At 51.2% G+C, this 16,384-nt stretch carries 17 protein-coding genes; all 17 read left to right on the top strand.

The window, feature by feature from the left end:
• Positions 1–33: 33 nt before the first annotated feature.
• The 17 genes from MRBLPE1_RS32910 (at position 34) to hpt (ending at position 16,351) form a co-directional block, all read left to right on the top strand.
• Positions 34–807, top strand: coding sequence for an ABC transporter ATP-binding protein (locus MRBLPE1_RS32910; RefSeq protein ID WP_364154736.1), 774 nt, complete (start codon positions 34–36; stop codon positions 805–807).
• A gap of 61 nt (positions 808–868) precedes the next feature.
• Complete coding sequence (locus MRBLPE1_RS32905) at positions 869–991, top strand: hypothetical protein (protein ID WP_364154733.1); 123 nt, start codon at positions 869–871, stop codon at positions 989–991.
• A gap of 297 nt (positions 992–1,288) precedes the next feature.
• Positions 1,289–1,831, top strand: a complete 543-nt coding sequence (gene spoVT, locus MRBLPE1_RS32900) for a stage V sporulation protein T (protein ID WP_364154730.1) — start codon at positions 1,289–1,291, stop codon at positions 1,829–1,831.
• Positions 1,832–2,054: 223 nt separating this feature from the next.
• On the top strand, positions 2,055–3,815 hold the full coding sequence (locus MRBLPE1_RS32895; RefSeq protein ID WP_364154727.1) for a polysaccharide biosynthesis protein: 1,761 nt from the start codon (positions 2,055–2,057) through the stop codon (positions 3,813–3,815).
• A gap of 190 nt (positions 3,816–4,005) precedes the next feature.
• Entirely contained in the window at positions 4,006–5,499 is a 1,494-nt protein-coding gene (gene mazG / locus MRBLPE1_RS32890) for a nucleoside triphosphate pyrophosphohydrolase (RefSeq protein WP_364154724.1), read from the top strand.
• Between the two features lie 183 nt (positions 5,500–5,682).
• Positions 5,683–5,955, top strand: coding sequence for an HU family DNA-binding protein (locus MRBLPE1_RS32885; RefSeq protein ID WP_053373361.1), 273 nt, complete (start codon positions 5,683–5,685; stop codon positions 5,953–5,955).
• A 3-nt stretch (positions 5,956–5,958) separates the two neighbouring features.
• Positions 5,959–6,243, top strand: coding sequence for an RNA-binding S4 domain-containing protein (locus MRBLPE1_RS32880; protein WP_364154720.1), 285 nt, complete (start codon positions 5,959–5,961; stop codon positions 6,241–6,243).
• A gap of 137 nt (positions 6,244–6,380) precedes the next feature.
• Positions 6,381–7,115, top strand: a complete 735-nt coding sequence (locus MRBLPE1_RS32875) for a hypothetical protein (protein WP_364154717.1) — start codon at positions 6,381–6,383, stop codon at positions 7,113–7,115.
• A 171-nt stretch (positions 7,116–7,286) separates the two neighbouring features.
• Positions 7,287–7,574 (top strand): sporulation protein YabP, encoded by a 288-nt coding sequence (yabP, locus tag MRBLPE1_RS32870; RefSeq protein ID WP_364154714.1) that lies wholly within the window; start codon positions 7,287–7,289, stop codon positions 7,572–7,574.
• Positions 7,571–8,179 (top strand): spore cortex biosynthesis protein YabQ, encoded by a 609-nt coding sequence (gene yabQ / locus MRBLPE1_RS32865; protein ID WP_364154711.1) that lies wholly within the window; start codon positions 7,571–7,573, stop codon positions 8,177–8,179. The genes yabP and yabQ overlap by 4 nt, the downstream gene beginning before the upstream one ends.
• A gap of 8 nt (positions 8,180–8,187) precedes the next feature.
• On the top strand, positions 8,188–8,496 hold the full coding sequence (locus MRBLPE1_RS32860; RefSeq protein WP_364154708.1) for an FtsB family cell division protein: 309 nt from the start codon (positions 8,188–8,190) through the stop codon (positions 8,494–8,496).
• A 148-nt stretch (positions 8,497–8,644) separates the two neighbouring features.
• Positions 8,645–9,163 (top strand): S1 domain-containing RNA-binding protein, encoded by a 519-nt coding sequence (locus tag MRBLPE1_RS32855; protein ID WP_053373356.1) that lies wholly within the window; start codon positions 8,645–8,647, stop codon positions 9,161–9,163.
• 502 nt (positions 9,164–9,665) lie between these two features.
• Positions 9,666–12,158, top strand: coding sequence for a stage II sporulation protein E (gene spoIIE / locus MRBLPE1_RS32850; protein WP_364154705.1), 2,493 nt, complete (start codon positions 9,666–9,668; stop codon positions 12,156–12,158).
• Positions 12,159–12,672: 514 nt separating this feature from the next.
• Positions 12,673–13,398 (top strand): VWA domain-containing protein, encoded by a 726-nt coding sequence (locus MRBLPE1_RS32845; RefSeq protein WP_364154703.1) that lies wholly within the window; start codon positions 12,673–12,675, stop codon positions 13,396–13,398.
• The gene (locus MRBLPE1_RS32840; RefSeq protein ID WP_364154700.1) at positions 13,382–14,305 is read left to right on the top strand and encodes a protein kinase domain-containing protein; all 924 of its coding nucleotides are present in this window, start codon (positions 13,382–13,384) and stop codon (positions 14,303–14,305) included. Before MRBLPE1_RS32845 ends, MRBLPE1_RS32840 begins: the two co-directional genes overlap by 17 nt.
• 42 nt (positions 14,306–14,347) lie before the next feature.
• Positions 14,348–15,760, top strand: a complete 1,413-nt coding sequence (gene tilS, locus MRBLPE1_RS32835; RefSeq protein ID WP_364154697.1) for a tRNA lysidine(34) synthetase TilS — start codon at positions 14,348–14,350, stop codon at positions 15,758–15,760.
• A gap of 51 nt (positions 15,761–15,811) precedes the next feature.
• Positions 15,812–16,351 carry a hypoxanthine phosphoribosyltransferase gene (hpt, locus tag MRBLPE1_RS32830; protein ID WP_364154694.1) on the top strand — a complete coding sequence of 180 codons (540 nt, stop codon included), beginning with the start codon at positions 15,812–15,814 and terminating at the stop codon, positions 16,349–16,351.
• The last annotated feature ends 33 nt before the right edge of the window (positions 16,352–16,384 follow it).

Genomic DNA, 16,384 nt, shown 5'->3' with positions numbered 1-16,384 from the left:
TTCATATTTTAAAAAAACGTTGGGAGTGATCCTATGCTGGCCGCTGAATCGACAAACGGAACGATAAAAATTGAGGGATTACAGAAGGTATACGAGTCGAAAAAAAGCCGGTTTGAGGCGCTTCAGGGCATTGACCTGACCATCGGCCAAAATGAATTCCTTACAATCGTGGGGCCTTCCGGCTGCGGCAAGTCGACGCTGCTTCGCATGGTGGCAGGTCTGGATGAGCCTAGCGGCGGATCGCTCCAGGTAGACGGGGAGGATATTATCGGGCCGGGGGCTGACCGGGGCATGGTGTTTCAAGGCTATACGCTGTTTCCGTGGTTAACCGTACGCGAGAATATTGAATACGGGCTGAAGCTTAAGGGCGTGCCTATTTTGGAGCGCCGGAAAATTTCGAACTACTTTTTGAAAGTCATTCGGCTTGAATCCTTCGATAAAGCTTACCCGAAGCAGCTCTCGGGCGGCATGAAGCAAAGGGTTGCCATCGCGCGTGCACTGGCTAACCGGCCGAAGGTGCTCTTAATGGATGAGCCGTTCGGCGCGCTTGACGCACAGACGAAGCTGGAAATGCAGGAGATGCTGCTGGAGGTATGGGAGAAGGAAAAGACAACGGTTCTCTTCATTACGCATGATATTGACGAGGCAATTTTCTTATCGCAGCGGATTGTCGTTATGGGAGCGGGCCCTGGACGGATTTTGAAGGAATTCCGCGTAGAGCTTCCGGAAGGACGCACGCCGGAGGTTCGCGAGCATCCTGACTTTCTTTCCTTGAAACGGGAGCTGGCACAGCTTCTTAAGCACTAACGCCATACAGGCGATTTCTGCTTGGCGGAATCCTTAGCAATGAAATAGAGGAGGGATAATGATGATGAAACAACAACGTTTTCTAAGGGTGCTCGGCATCATTGTAATCGCCATGTTTTTTAGACATCCTGCAGCTCTTACCGGAGCGGCAGGATGTTTTCTGTTTAAAGGGCCAAAACGCTGAACGGGAAGCGAGGATGGAAATGAATCTTCGCCGCATGCAAGCATAAGGGAGAAATGGGGAATGCTGAAAAAGGATAATAAGGAAGCGGAAACGCGGAGGCTTAGTGAACGATTCGGCGGCCTTTTCAAAAAGAGATGGAACGTTTGGCTGGAACTGTAATCCGTGCATAAGAATTTGGGAGCGGATGAATACTATGGTCAGATTCAAAATCTCTTGAAGGAAGTTTCTTCTTCGTTATAAACAAGCTGCAAAAATCCAGTCGATTCAAAATCCTCTAGGAAAGCGGGGCAACAAGAAATGAAAGCAACTGGAATTGTACGTCGCATCGATGATCTCGGGCGTGTGGTGATTCCGAAGGAGATCCGCCGTACACTGCGTATTCGCGAGGGTGACCCTCTAGAAATATTTGTAGACCGTGATGGCGAAGTTATTTTGAAGAAATATTCTCCTATCGGCGAGCTTGGCGACTTTGCGAAAGAATATGCAGAGTCCCTATTTGAGGGCACGAACCACATTACATTGATCACGGACCGGGATACCATAATCGCTGTCGCAGGTGCCTCTAAGAAAGAACTGTTGGATAAACAAGTGGGCTCCGTGCTGGAGAGCTGCATGGAAAACCGCAAAACGCAGGCCGAACCAAACGGCGGGGCTTTCGAGATCGTGAAGGACACGCAGGAAACGTACAGCTCCTTCGTTATTGCGCCGATCATCGCGGGCGGCGATCCTATCGGTACGGTCGTACTGCTTAGCAAGGACGAATCCGTGAAAATGGCGAATATGGAAACGAAAATGGCGGAGACGGCTGCGGGCTTTTTGGCTAAGCAGATGGAGCAGTAGAAGAGCGTTATGCGCTGGCAATGCTTGAAAAAAGCTAGACAGAGGCTTGAAAAAGAATGAAAAAGCATGAAAAAGCATGAAAAAGCATGAAAAAGCATGAAAAAGGAAAATGACAGCTTCTTTGGTCGAGAGAAATCTCGATTGGGGAAGCTTTTTCAACGTTTGCGATTGTGAGGTATAATAGATACCAATATCAATCAAGGGATAGGCAGGAGTGTGGGGAATGAACCGTGAGCCGGGGGAAAGAGGCCATTCAGCGGAGACGGTGAAAACGGTGGATTCGCCTGCCGAGAGCCGTGTTCGGGTTGCGCGCAGCTCGAAGCGGCTGATGACAAACGGCGTCGTGTTAATGGCAGGCGCGGCATTATTATCTAAGCTTATCGGCGTTTTTCAAAAAATCCCGCTGCAAAACCTGGCGGGAGACCGCGTGTTTGGCATATACAATGCGGTATATCCGTTCTATCAGCTGGCGGCCGTGCTCGCAACCGCAGGCCTGCCAACGGCCGTATCGCTGCTCATTGCCGAAAGGCTGCGCAAGGGAGATGATCCGGAGGGCGTAAGGCGGACCTTATACGCAGCGCTGCTGCTGCTTGGCATAACGGGCATTGCGGCTTTTGGCTTCATGTGGTCCGGGGCGGACCGGGCAGCCGGATGGATCGGTGATTCCGAGACTGCGGGCGCCATACGCTCCGTGTCGTTCGCGCTGTTATTGGCCCCGTTTGTTGCCGCGCTAAGAGGCTATACGCAGGGGCTTGGAAGAATGGGTTTATCGGCTGCATCGCAGGTTGCGGAGCAAATGATCCGCGTGGCCGTCATGCTCTTTGTTCTTGCTCTGGGCTGGTCTGCCGGCTGGGGGGAATCTACGGTTGCGGCCGGCGTCATGAGCGGATCGGCCTTCGGCGCATGCGCGTCCCTTGCGGTTCTTGCCTTTTATTTATGGCGGGGGCGCAGAAGAGGACGGCTTTCATCTAAGGCAGGCATGCTGCGGGCAGAGTTGAAAAAGCTTGCGGCGATTGCGCTGCCTGTTGCCCTTGGGGCGGTGGTGGTTCCCGTTCTTGGCGTTGTGGATGCTTTTATGGTTCCGAGGCTATTGCAGGCCGGGGGTGCGTCGGAAGGCGGTTCTTTGGCATTATTCGGAATATACAGCCGGGCACAGCCGCTGGTGCAGCTGGTTGTCATGGTTGCCGGCGCCGCGGCGGCTGCGCTCGTCCCGGGCTTGGCTCTCGCAAGAATGCGGGGAGCATACGGGCAGCTGCGGGTGCAGCTTGCATTTGTCGAAAGAGCGGCGTGGGCGATCGGTGCGGCGGCCGCTATTGGCCTAGCTATGCTGGCCGGGCCGCTTAATATTATGCTTTACCAGGATTCGGCGGGTACCTATGCTTTTGCGCTCGTTGGCTGCACGGCGCTTGCGGGCAGCGTGAATGCCATAACGGCGCCAGTGCTCCAAGGGCTTGGCGCGGTGCGAATTCCCGCCCTGCTGCTGCTTGCAGCGGCGCTGCTAAAAGGTGTATTAAATGCCGTTCTGGTGCCTTTATACGGCATTGAAGGCGCGGCAATCGCGGGTATTACGGCCTTAACGGCGGCTGCGTTGCTCGGAACGATCGCGGTCCGCTATAAAGCGGCCGAAGCGGGAGCATCGCTCGCCGGCAGCTGGAAAGAGCGGCGGAGCGCGGGGGTGAAAAGACGCCGGCCGCTGCTCAGTAACGCGGCCGCAGGCACGGGCCTTGCGCTCGCGGTCATGGCCGCGGCGCTTGCTGTCGCCGAGCGGGCGCTGGGCGCAGCGCTGGGCGGGCTGCCGCCTCGGGCGGCAGCAGCTGCGCTTGCGCTGACGTGCGTAGCCGTCGGCGCTTGCGCCTTCGGCGCCGCGGCATTGCGCGGCGGCGCTTTAAGCGCGCGCGAATTGCGCGCGTTGCCGGGCGGCGGCGTGCTTGCCGCCCGGCTGCAGCGCTGGCGGATTATGCCGCGGGCGCGGGATGAGGGCTAGCCCTGCAGAGGACGTTGCGGGGCGCCGTTATATAAAGTAATATTTGTCATGATGAAATGAAACGTATCGCATGTACAGAAAATAATCGTCATTCGGCGCTCGGCATCCTATTTTTGCGATGGGCCGGCTCCAAGCGGCTTCGACTCCGACATGACCATCAAACCTATCATTCCAAGGAGGCTAAAGAAGGATGGCAACCCCACACCTTACCGTTGTCGGGCTCGGCTCAGGCGATCCGGATCAATTGACGCTGGGCGTATGGCGCAGACTGCAGGCGGCAGAGCGCGTTTTTGTTCGCACTGCGCAGCATCCCGCCCTATCTTTGCTGAATGAAAACAGCATTGCCTATACGTCATTCGACGCGTTATACGAACAGCATGATTCATTCCCTGATGTGTACAAGGCCATTGCGGATACATTGGTCGCCGAAGCCAAAAGCATGACTGCCGGCGAGAGCACGGCTATCGTTTACGCGGTGCCCGGCCACCCGATGGTAGCCGAGCGCACGGTTCAGCTGCTGCGCGAGCAGTGCCCGGAAGCGGGCATTTCGCTGCAAATTATCGGGGGCGAGAGCTTTCTGGATCAAGCGTTCGTCAGTCTTGGCATTGATCCCATTGAAGGTTTTGCGCTGCTTGATGCCGCGGAGCTGCAGCCTTCTCTCTTGCAGCCGCAGTTACATACGCTAATCGGCCAAGTATACGATACTTACACGGCATCCGATGTGAAGCTCGCGTTGATGGAGCGATATCCCGACGATTACGAAGTAGTTGTCGGACATGCACTGGGCGTGGAATCCGAGCAGCAGATCCTTCGCGTACCGCTTTATGAGCTTGACCGTACGCCGGGTTACGGCAACCTGTCGCTCATTTGGGTACCGCGCTCGGACGACGCGGCGCTTCGCAATCGCTCCTTCGAGCGTTTGCATGAGATTGTATCCATCCTCCGCAGTCCCGAGGGCTGCCCATGGGATCGTGAGCAGACGCATCAATCGATTCGCAAAAATTTTATCGAGGAGCTGTATGAAGCGCTCGAAGCGATCGACAACGATGATCCCGACGGCATGCAGGAAGAATTTGGGGATGTTATCCTTCAAGTGATGCTTCACAGCCAAATGGAAGAAGAGACAGGCGCATTTTCGGTCTATGATGTGTTACAATCACTTAACGAGAAGCTTATTTTCCGCCATCCGCATGTATTTGGAGAGCTGGGCGCCAGCAATTCACAAGAGGCGCTGGTCAATTGGGAACAAATGAAGGCCGAGGAGAAACGGATGAAAGGGACTGATGTGAGCCGCACATCGGTGCTTGACGGTATTCCGCCTGATCTGCCAGCCCTGATGAAAGCTTATAAACTTCAGAAAAAAGCAGCCAAGGTAGGTTTTGATTGGGACGAGCTTGATCCGGTGCTTAACAAGATTGAAGAGGAGCTCGCAGAGCTTCGCGAAGCAATTGCTTCACAGTCCGAGGAGGAGCAGGCCTCCGAGCTTGGCGATTTGCTGTTTGCGGTTGTCAATGCCTCTCGCTTCATCCATGCCGATCCGGAAGAGGCGCTTTCGCGTACGAACAAAAAATTTCGCAATAGATTTGCGTATATTGAGGAGCAGCTTCGTATAAGCGGCAAGCAATTTGACCAGACTGATTTAACAGAAATGGATCGTTGGTGGGAAGAGGCTAAGCGTCAATAATTGTTTTCATTTCGTCATGAATCGCCTTTATTCCGCACCAATCGCAAAAAAATTTCAAATAGCGGCAGGATTTAATTGCTAGTAGGCAGAATAAGTATTCTTCGTGAGAGTAAGAATTTGAAGCAACGGCGGCGCTTTCGGCGTCGACCACAAATAACGGTAAACAATTAGGAGGATTTTATAATGAACAAAACAGACTTGATCAACAACATTGCAGAAAAAAGCGGTTTGACTAAACGTGACGTAGAAGCAGTACTTAACGGCTTCTTGGGCGAAGTAACAGATGCACTTGCAGGCGGCGACAAAGTACAATTGATCGGCTTCGGTACTTTCGAAACTCGCAAACGTGCTGGACGCACGGGCCGCAACCCGCAAACAGGCGCTCCAATCGAAATCTCGGAAGCAAAAGTTCCTGCATTCAAAGCAGGCAACAAGTTGAAAGAAGCTATCCAATAATTTATGCGATTAGATAAATTTCTTAAGGTATCCCGGCTGATCAAACGCCGTACCGTTGCGAAGGATGTTTCCGAGCAAGGACGCGTATGGATCAACGGCCGCGAAGCGAAAGCCAGCAGCGCCGTCAAAGTCGGTGATGAGCTCCAAATCCAATACGGTCAAAAAATCGTAACCGTACGCGTTGAGCGAATTGCGGAGACGACCCGTAAGGATGAAGCCGGAGAGCTGTATACCTTGGTGAAAGAAGAACAACGCCAGCGCGAGAATACGCTCGACTGGGAAAAATAGCAATGACAACGAGGCTGCTTACAAGCATAAAAACTTGTAGGCGGCCTTTTTGCATGGCATCAGGCCAGTAAACATCTTTTTTGAATTCCACTGTTTCATTATCATGAATTTGGTTTATTTATTCGGAGGATTAAGCTATGAACTATCTGCAGCTCTCCGTTCCCGATTATCGGCGGAAGGGTTTTTCTTTGCTCAAGCATGCGGTTGCTCTCTTCTTTAAAAACGCTCTGCCTATTCTGTTCATCGTAGCCATAATGGCTGTTCCGGTCGAGATCATCAAAAATTACTATTTTTATGAACCGTCGGACAGTGATATCTTTTTATCGGGCAGCCGGATGGATAACCTGGTTTATTTATTGTTTCTGAGCGCTATAACGCCAATGGTCATTCACTTTGTTCTTGGCCGGATGTCGGGAGAAAGTGCCGGTATCAGAGCATCCCTTCTTTGGGGTTTGCGCAAATGGCCGCGTATGCTCGTGTACAGCTTTTTGAATGGCGCCGTGATTGCCGCCGGAATTGTCATGTTTGTAGTTCCAGGCTTGTTGTTCGCGGTTTGGCTCATGCTCCTGCCGGTCGTTGTTTCGGTTATGGATACGTCAAGGATCAATCCGCTGACGGTATGCCGGGAGCTGGCGCGCAGGCGTTACTTTAAATTCGTTTTGTATGCGCTAGGAGGTTACGCTGCGTTTGCAGTGCTTTTTGCCATTCTGATTGCGTTATTCTATTTCCTTGCGAATGAATCCTGGATAACGGCAGCGCTGTTTGATATATGCTTTGATTGGCTCATTCAGCTGATTTCGATCATGCTGCTATTAGTTTTTCTACAGGTGAAGACGGAAATGAAAGAGCGGTCCCTGGAACCTATTGATTAAGCAGAATAGTTCTAAATCTCGTCCCCGCCCCATAAGCTAGTCTTAAAATATAAGGCAGGAGAAGCTTCTCGCTTATCGCCCCTTATATTAATAGCGAAACGTATGCTGCGCCGCCGCAGGCCGGCGATAGCCGTTGCGCCTAGACATGTTAACGAAGCGGAGGACGAGTCTATGGTTGACCAAGGCAAGGAGCAGAAGCGCCAGGAAGTCAAAATGCTAAATCGAAAGCTGCTGGAGCTTACCGGAGTCGTGAACGTGGAGAGCTTCGACAGCGAGGAGTTTCTACTCGAGACAGAGCTTGGCTACCTGGCGGTAAAGGGCCAAAATTTGCATATGAAGCATCTTAGCCTTGAACAAGGAATGGTCGCAATTGAGGGGCTTGTCCATTCGCTCGCCTATATGGACGGCAATAATACCTCATCAAAATCAAAAGGGCTGTTCGGGAAGCTGTTTAAGTGACGCTCAGCATGCAGTGGTTAACGATGGCAGTCATGCTGCTGTCGGGCCTCGGCATGGGAACGGTATTCGACGGCTATCGGGTCGTGACGAATGAGCTCAAGTTCCCGCGCTGGTGGCTTCCCGTGCTTGACGTCATCTACTGGATGGCGGCGGCGCTAGTCATCTTTCGGGTGTTGTACGCCAGCAACAACGGCGAGGTGCGGGCGTACGTTTTTATCGGACTGGCTATTGGCATCGTAATCTATTATTTTTTGTTTAGCAGAATGGTCATCGCAGCCGTAAAATGGCTGATTGGAGCGGTGAGAAAGCTAATTTCCTTCGTACTCCGATGCTTGGACATTCTGATCGTGAAGCCTTTGCTTTTACTCTACAAAATGGTTCTAGTTATTTTTGCATTTGGGTCCGCGCTCACTATTTTCATATTAAAAATTGTGATACAATTAGTGCGTCCATTTTGGAAATTGTTTGTTTGGATGGTAAGACCAATAACTCGCCCGCTTGGGCGCTGGTTATCTCATTATCTATCCAAATGGCAAGCGGCCGAGAGGTTCAGCAAAATGGGACAACTAATTGCTCGATTGTGGAGCAAATGGTTTAGGAGGTAACACCGCTCATGGCAGCAGCAGTTGATAATAAGGGGCCAGGGAATGCTGGCACAAAACGCCGGTTTAAACTTTGGATGATGTTCATCGTGCTATTTATGGGTTGGGCGGCGTATACGATCTTCGGCCAAATGCAGCAGAAGGATGCTACCGGCGTAAAGCTAACTACAATCCAAGGGCAGATTGATGCTTCTTCCAAAGAAACCGAAGAGCTCAAACGTCAAATTGAACGGTTAAACGACCCAGAATATATCGAACAGCTAGCAACGAAAGAGCAGGGCATGGTTAAGAAGGGCGCGCAACAGATTTTCAGTGATTAAATAGGGCTTCAAATCGGGTGAACGTCTGTTGACCTTACTTGAACGGTTCGGTTATAATCACGTTAATAGCGTTTTCGCAAAACTTTTAGCATATGCTTATGAATTCAGTTTTGCTTCGCATAACTTTTAGGGAGGAACATTTTATTTTATGGCAATTGAAGTGGGCGCTAAGTTAGAAGGAAAAGTGACAGGCATTACGCATTTTGGGGCATTTGTCGACTTGTCGGGAGGTGTCACGGGTCTTGTTCACATTTCGGAAATTGCTGATAATTACGTCAAAGACGTGAAGGATCACCTGAAAATCGACGATGTCGTGAAAGTAAAAGTGATCAACGTGGACAAAGACGGAAAGATCGGGCTTTCCATTAAGCAAGCCATTGACCGGCCAGAAGGCCAACCAGCGCCACAACAACGCGAGCGTCATAGCGGAGGCGGCGGTGGAAGCACTGGCGGTAGTGGTGGTGGTGGCGAACGTTTCAACCGCGGTGGCGGCGGCGGTGGCGGCGGACGTCCCTTCAACAAGCAATCGTCTGGCAGACCGGCATACGGTAAACCGTCATTCGAGGATAAAGTGTCACGGTTCCTGAAAGACAGCGAAGAGCGCATCTCCTCTTTGAAGAAGAATACGGAGGGCAAACGCGGCGGACGCGGTGCCAAGCGGGTATAAGCTGGATTGTCATAAACCTATACATGGAGCAGAACCTAACCGGTTCTGCTTTTTTTGCGTTCTGCGGTATGGCTGTGGGTAAATATTTTAGAAAGCGCTTACCAAATGCTGTCGAAGCAGGACGTAAAGTCTGTATATACAGGAGAATGACTGCATTTGCGAGGTTTTGGCACGGTCGTTGTCGTTTATAAGCTTTGCTTTTTTGGAAAAAAAATACTTTTCTCTCATCCTCCTTCATTCCCGACACGTTACAACGTAGATTCGCCATCATATGAAAAAAATTCAGCACACAATTTGTTGTCGGCTATATGCGCTGCGCTTGTGCTGGAGGCACGTCAAACCTATACGGGGCATAAGTTTGACGGCATACTGACAAAGGTGAAAGCGCCATTTATTTTTGTCGGAAAAAATTTTTGAGCGTGTTACGTTAACTGACAAACTTCATGCGGACAACCTCCTATAATGAAAAACACATTACATTCGGAAATGGTGGTGTCTGCTCATGGAAAAGGAGAACACGGTTGTGCTTCCCGGTATTAAACGGACTGGATTGGCTCAGACGATGATGCAGAAAGGGCGGGAATGGGCGGCAGCGCGCCGGTTCATTCAGGTCATTTTGGCCAAAAAGTGGACATTTTTACTAGTAGGTGTAGCTTTCTTATTAGGAAGGGCGGTTATCCTTGAATCGCTAATGCCGTTTGCCATTGCTTATTTTGCCGTTATTTACTTTATGAGAAGGGATATATATCCTTGGGTGGCCGTATCCCTGGTAGCAGGCAGCTGGCTTGCGGCTGACCCGGCACCCATGTGGATCGCCATGGAGATTGCGGTGCTGTTCCTGTTCCTGAAGGGACTGGAGGCATACGAGAGGGCAGAGCTGTCGTCGGCGCCGATTCTGGTATTTGCGTCAACGCTGCTCGTACAGATGTTTAGCGTGTTTATCGGGGACGAGCTAAGCTGGTACAATTTCATGCTCGTTGTGGTGGAGGCCGCGCTCGGATTTGTGCTTACTTTGGTTTTCATTCAAGCGATTCCCGTGCTTACGATGACCAAAAAATCCGCGTCGCTCAAAAACGAAGAGATTATATGTTTGATGATCTTGCTCGCTTCTGTCATGACAGGGGCAGTCGGCTGGGTGTTCTATGGGCTCTCGGCTGAACATGTGATGTCTCGTTATATGCTGCTGCTCTTTGCGCTAGCAGGCGGCGCACCGTTAGGCGCTTCGGTCGGTGTTGTTGCAGGACTCATTCTAAGCTTGGCTGACTTTGGTGCAGTCGTTCAAATGAGCTTACTCGCTTTTGCGGGATTGCTCGCTGGCTTGCTGCGTGACGGCGGCAAAATGGCAGCGGCATTCGGAATGTTGCTTGGGACATCGATTTTATCCATATATGTAGGGAGCCAGGCCGATGTTATGAGCTCGACTTGGGAATCGGTAGCGGCCGCGACGCTGCTTATGCTGACACCGCGCAGCATGATTCGTACGATCTCCCGGTACGTGCCAGGAACGAATGAGCATGCGAAGTCGCAGCATGACTATGCGAAGAGAGTCCGGGAGGTGACGGCGGATCGCGTATCCCAATATTCGGAGGTGTTTCAACAGCTGTCCCGCAGCTTCGGGCAGCTCAATAACAGTGTAACGACCATAAATAAGGAGGAAGAGATCAGTCACTTTATGAATGCGGTTGCTGAGCGCAGCTGTTCCAGCTGCCATAGGCAAAACGCTTGCTGGGAGGACAAGTTCTTTCATACGTACAAAATGATGACGGATATGATGACGGTCGTGGAGGAGAAACGTGTTCCGTCTGGCAAGGAAATACCGAAGGCCTGGTCAGCGCATTGCGTCAAATCGTCGCAGGTGCTTGTAGACATGAGCCAGCAATACGAGCTATACCAAAATAATATGCACTGGAAGAAACAAATATACGACTCTCGCCAACTTGTGGCGGATCAACTGCAAGGCGTATCGCAGGTCATGGAGGATTTGGCAAAAGAAATTAAACGGGAGGGGCAGACGCTGCATTTACAAGAGGAGCAAATCCGAGAGGCGGTGGAAGGACTGGGGTTATCCGTACAGGGTATTGATATTGTGAGCTTAGAGGAGGGGAATGTGGATATAGAGGTATATCATTCGTTTGGACAAGGCTACGACGAATGCCGGAAAATTATTGCGCCGCTGTTAAGCGATATCTTGGGTGAGCATATCGCGGTAAAATCCGAGTTTCCTCCAACGAGAAGCGGGGAGCCGACGCTGGTAGCTTTTGGCTCGGCGAAGCAATATGGAGTAGAGACCGGAATTGCGGGCGCCGCCAAGGGAGGAGATCTGCTGTCAGGGGACAGCTTTAGCATGGTTGAGCTTGGAAACGGAAAGTTTGCGGTCGCAATCAGCGACGGCATGGGGAATGGCGAGCGCGCGCGGCAGGAAAGCAGTGCGGCGTTATCGATTCTCCAGCAATTGCTTCAATCCGGCATGGATGAGAAGCTGGCAGTGAAATCAGTAAATTCCGTGCTCTTATTGCGTTCATCCGATGAAGTATTTGCTACCGTCGATTTAGCGATCGTGGATTTGTACACGGCGCAAACGACGTTTATGAAGATAGGCTCTACCCCAAGCTTTATTAAACGAGGAAATGAGGTTATTCCAATTACTGCCAATAACTTGCCTATCGGCATTCTTCAGGATATCGACGTCGACTTTGTATCTATGCAAATGCAATCGGGCGACACCCTTGTCATGATGAGCGACGGCATTTACGATGCGCCAGGGCTTGCGGTTAATAAGGAGCTCTGGATGAAGCGTATTATTAATGAGTTGGAGACGGAAGATCCTCAGGAAATGGCGGACGCGCTGCTTGAGAAGGTGGTACGCCACCATAATGGAGAAATTATTGACGATATGACGGTGGTTGTTGCGCGGATTGATAAGCATTTGCCGGAGTGGGCTTCGTTCCGCTTCCCTGGGGTGACACGTATGGAGCGTCCAAGGACGGTGAGCTGATACTATTTTTAAAGCCATGCAGAATGAACGTCAGAACGGTGAGCTGGCGTTTTATTCAATCGCTTGGAGGATAGGCTGTAGCCCTTTTGTCTGTCGGCTGAGTTGCAGCTGGCGGTCATGGGGCTTCTTTTTTGATTATAAGCACAAAAAATTTCTATTTATTTCTAATTAACCCACTATGGAGGATGTGAAACGGCTCGGTAAATTTTAAAGCGTACATAATGCTAGAGCAGAAAATGATATAAGAATGTTGTTCTTACATAACGCAGGTACCGGATAGATGAAAGCAGGCATAACGGTGATTATGTATCTTTTTTGCTAGACTAGCTGTTTAACCCTCTTAAAAAAGGCAAAGCTAATAGGAAGGCTGGGGGCGAAGCCTATGCTTACGAAGCAGTGTTTGTTACACAAACACAAAGCCTATGCTTACGAAGCAGTGTTTGTTACACAAACACAAAGCCTATGCTTACGAAGCAGTGTTTGTTACACAAACACTTGAGGAGGGTAAACGATTATGAAACAAATATTGTTGATTACGGATGGCTGCTCCAATGTCGGGCTCAGTCCGGTGGTTGCTGCCGCGCATGCGCAGTCGGATGGCATTTCGGTTAATGTGGTTGGCGTATTGGACCATGGCGACGTAGGAGAGCTGGGCGCTGCGGAAATCGATGAAATTGCGCGTGCGGGCGGCGGGTTAAGCAGGATGGTCAATATGCGCCAGCTGTCGCAGACCGTACAGATGATGACGCGCAAGACTGTCGTGCAGACAATTCAGCTGGCCGTGCAGAAGGAGCTGAAGCATGTCCTTGGAAATGGATCGATTGAGGCGCTGCCGCCGGAGAAGCGCGGCGATGTGGTGCGCGTGATTGATGAGCTGGGGGAAACGTCGAGCCTGCAGGTAGCGCTGCTCATTGATGCGAGCGCCAGCATGAAGCCGAAGCTTGCGGCGGTGGAGGAAGCTATACGTGATTTGATGCTCAGCCTTCAAGCCAGGCAAGGGAAAAGCGAGATTTCGGTCTTTCATTTTCCGGGCTCGAGGCATGGCGATGATTGCGTGATGGATTTGGACTGGACGAGTCATCTGAACGGCGTGCATGCCATTTTCCCGAAACTGCAAATGGGTGGAACGACACCAACCGGCCCTGCGATAATGCAGATTGTTGATTTTTATCGCAAGGGCGCTTATGGTAGACAGAGCAGAGACGAAACGGATGGGATGATGAGTGACTACGTCGTTTAAGGTTGATCTTCGCCGGGGCATGGTAGTGACCGGAAAGTGGAGGCAAGGGCGGTACCGGGTGGAGAGGTTGCTTGGAGAAGGCGCAAACGGTAAAGTATATCTCGTACAGCGCGACCGCAACTGGTATGCGATGAAGCTTGGAATGGATGCGCTTGATCTTCAATCCGAAATCAATGTATTGCAGTCTATCGCGAAGCAGAAGCAGCGCGTGCAAGAGTCCTATCTCTTTGACGTGGATGATTTGTTTGGCCCGGACGGGAAGGAATATCCTTTTTATGTTATGCGCTATGTGCTTGGTGCCAAGGTGAATGAGTACTTGAAGCAGCAGGGAACGGAATGGTTTCCGCTGGTAGGCTTGAATCTGCTGGGCAAGCTGGACAAGCTGCATCAAGCAGGCTGGGTATTTGGCGATTTGAAGGTTGAGAATGTGCTGGTAGCCGACTATGGGCATGTTGAGCTTGTTGATTATGGCGGGGTGACAGCGGTGGGCAAGAGCATTCGCCAATTCACTGAAATCTATGATCGCGGCTACTGGAACGAAGGCTCGCGGTCGGCCGATCCGAGATACGATCTTTTTTCCTTTGCCATGCTCTGCATACAGCTGCATGAACCAAAGCGCCTGCATCAGCTCATAGCGGAGCTTTTGCCGCAAAACCGGTCTGCAATCGAGCTTATGCAATTAGCCGAATCGAGTCCGGCTTTAAAGCCGGTTTCAAGCTGGCTGCGGAAGGCTTTTGCCGGGCAATTTACGGATGCAGGCGATGCGGCTGCGGCATGGCGATTATTAATGCATCGGCGAGATACGCACAGAGCCTCTTCGACGCCAAAGTGGCTGAAGGGTCTCGCGGTTGCGTCTGCCGTATTGCTCGGAACATCGGCATATTGGCTGCTGCGTAATGTGCTGTAGCAGCAGGGGCAGGGAACGGGAAATGAAGGTGAGGAACTACCTATGAATCTGCGAAACGAACTTGGGAAGGCGGCCGTGGAGCGCAGGCTTTGGTCTGCCGGCGACTGTATCGTAGTGGCGGTATCCGGCGGACCGGATTCAATGGCGCTTTTACATATGCTCTCTGTTTTATCGAAGGAAAACCGTTTAACTATTATAGCGGCTCATGTGAACCACGGGTTCCGGGTAGAGGAATCCGCGCATGAGCTGATGGTCGTTCGGGCTTACGCGGAGCAGCTTAGGGTGATTTGCGAGACGGTCACGCTCGACATGCCGGCCTATATAGAGGAGACGCGCATGAACGGTCAGGCTGCTTCCCGCGAGAAGCGTTACGCTTTTCTGCATGAAGTTGCGGCGCGCTACGGCGCCTCGAAGATTGCGCTTGCCCATCACGCGGACGACCAAGCCGAAACGGTCCTTATGCGTTTGATCCGTGGAACGGGCTTAACCGGGCTCGCTGGAATGCTTAGCAAAAGAAGAGAAAAAAACGTGGAACTTATTCGCCCGCTGCTTCGTATGAACAAGTCAGACCTTCTGCGTTACTGCGAGGACTATCATATTCCTTATTGCACGGACAGCAGCAACAAGGAACGCCATTATTTCCGAAATATTATTCGGCTAGATATTTTACCGTATCTGTCCAAGCATAATCCGCAGCTGTCCCAATCGCTTCAACGGCTTGCCGAAGTAGCGGGGGCGGAGGACGAGTGGATGGAGAAACAAACCGAAGCGTTATTTGCGCAGCTCGTTACGTTATCCCCCAATGAATGCGCGATTAGCTGCAACGATTTGCACGGTCTCCACGTCGCTTTACAAAGGAGATTGATTAAACTAATATTAAGTTATCTTTCTAAGGAAACGGAAAAGATATCCTTCGAGCAGATTGAGACGATGAGGCTTGCCGCTTCCGCTCATGCCCCTGCAACCTGGCGAATCGATGCCGGAGCGGGCATTCGCTGTGCTCGAGAATACGATAGGATGCGATGGATCAGCGAGACGCAGCTTGCGTCAAGCGAGAGGGGCGCCTATATGTACGAGGTAGGCATGGGGACAACCGGTCTTGTGGTGGAGCCATGCGGGTGGACATTCGAGATTGTCCGTACTTCGGCTTTAGAGGGCCGCAAACCGATGTCGCGCTACGAGGCCATCTTCGATGCTTCGGAGTTATCGTATCCGCTTGTCGTTCGAAATCGGCGGCCGGGGGACAGAATTCAGGTTTTAGGATTAAATGGTTCAAAAAAAGTGCAAGATATGTTCGTTGATGAGAAAATTGCGCCGCTGAAGCGGGAGCTTTATCCTTTACTGTTCGATGCAGCGGGGAGATTGCTCTGGATTCCGGGCATCCGCAGGTCAAGTCATGCTCTTACGGAGACGCACACCAAAGACGTGTTGTTCATAAGGGCCGGCAACGAATAAGAAGCACTGGTACACTCATAAACATAGTTAAGGCGTAGGGGGATTTCTACTTTGCAGAACGATATTCAAGAAGTATTGTACGACGCGCAGCAAATTGGTGAGAAGGTAAAAGAGCTTGGCGCAACGCTGAGCAGAGATTTTGGCGGGCGTAATCCGCTCGTTATTTGTGTTTTGAAAGGCGCGTTTATTTTTATGGCCGATTTGGTCAAGGAAATAACAGTACCGCTTGAAATTGATTTTATGGCCGTGTCCAGCTACGGGCAATCCACGAAGTCATCCGGCGTTGTAAAAATCATCAAAGATCTAGATGTTTCGGTCGAAGGCCGCGATGTTCTAATCGTCGAGGATATTATCGACAGCGGGCTAACGCTCAGCTATTTAATTGATGTTCTAGAACGTCGAAATGCGAAGTCGGTTACAGTTGTGACCTTGTTCGATAAACCGGGGCGCCGCACAGTTGATCTGGAAGCGGATTACAAAGGCTTTACGCTGCCGGACGAGTTTGTTGTCGGTTATGGACTGGATTTTGCGGAGAAATACCGTAATTTGCCTTATATTGGCATTTTGAAACCGCAGGTCTATGAAAAATAGCAGCGATTCACCCGTACATGCCCTTCTCCGTAT

The organism is Paenibacillus sp. LPE1-1-1.1 (assembly GCF_040676435.1).
Taxonomy (GTDB): Bacteria; Bacillota; Bacilli; order Paenibacillales; family Paenibacillaceae; genus Pristimantibacillus.
The sequence above is the reverse complement of the archived record's forward strand: the minus strand, read 5'-3'. Positions and strand labels throughout refer to the sequence as shown.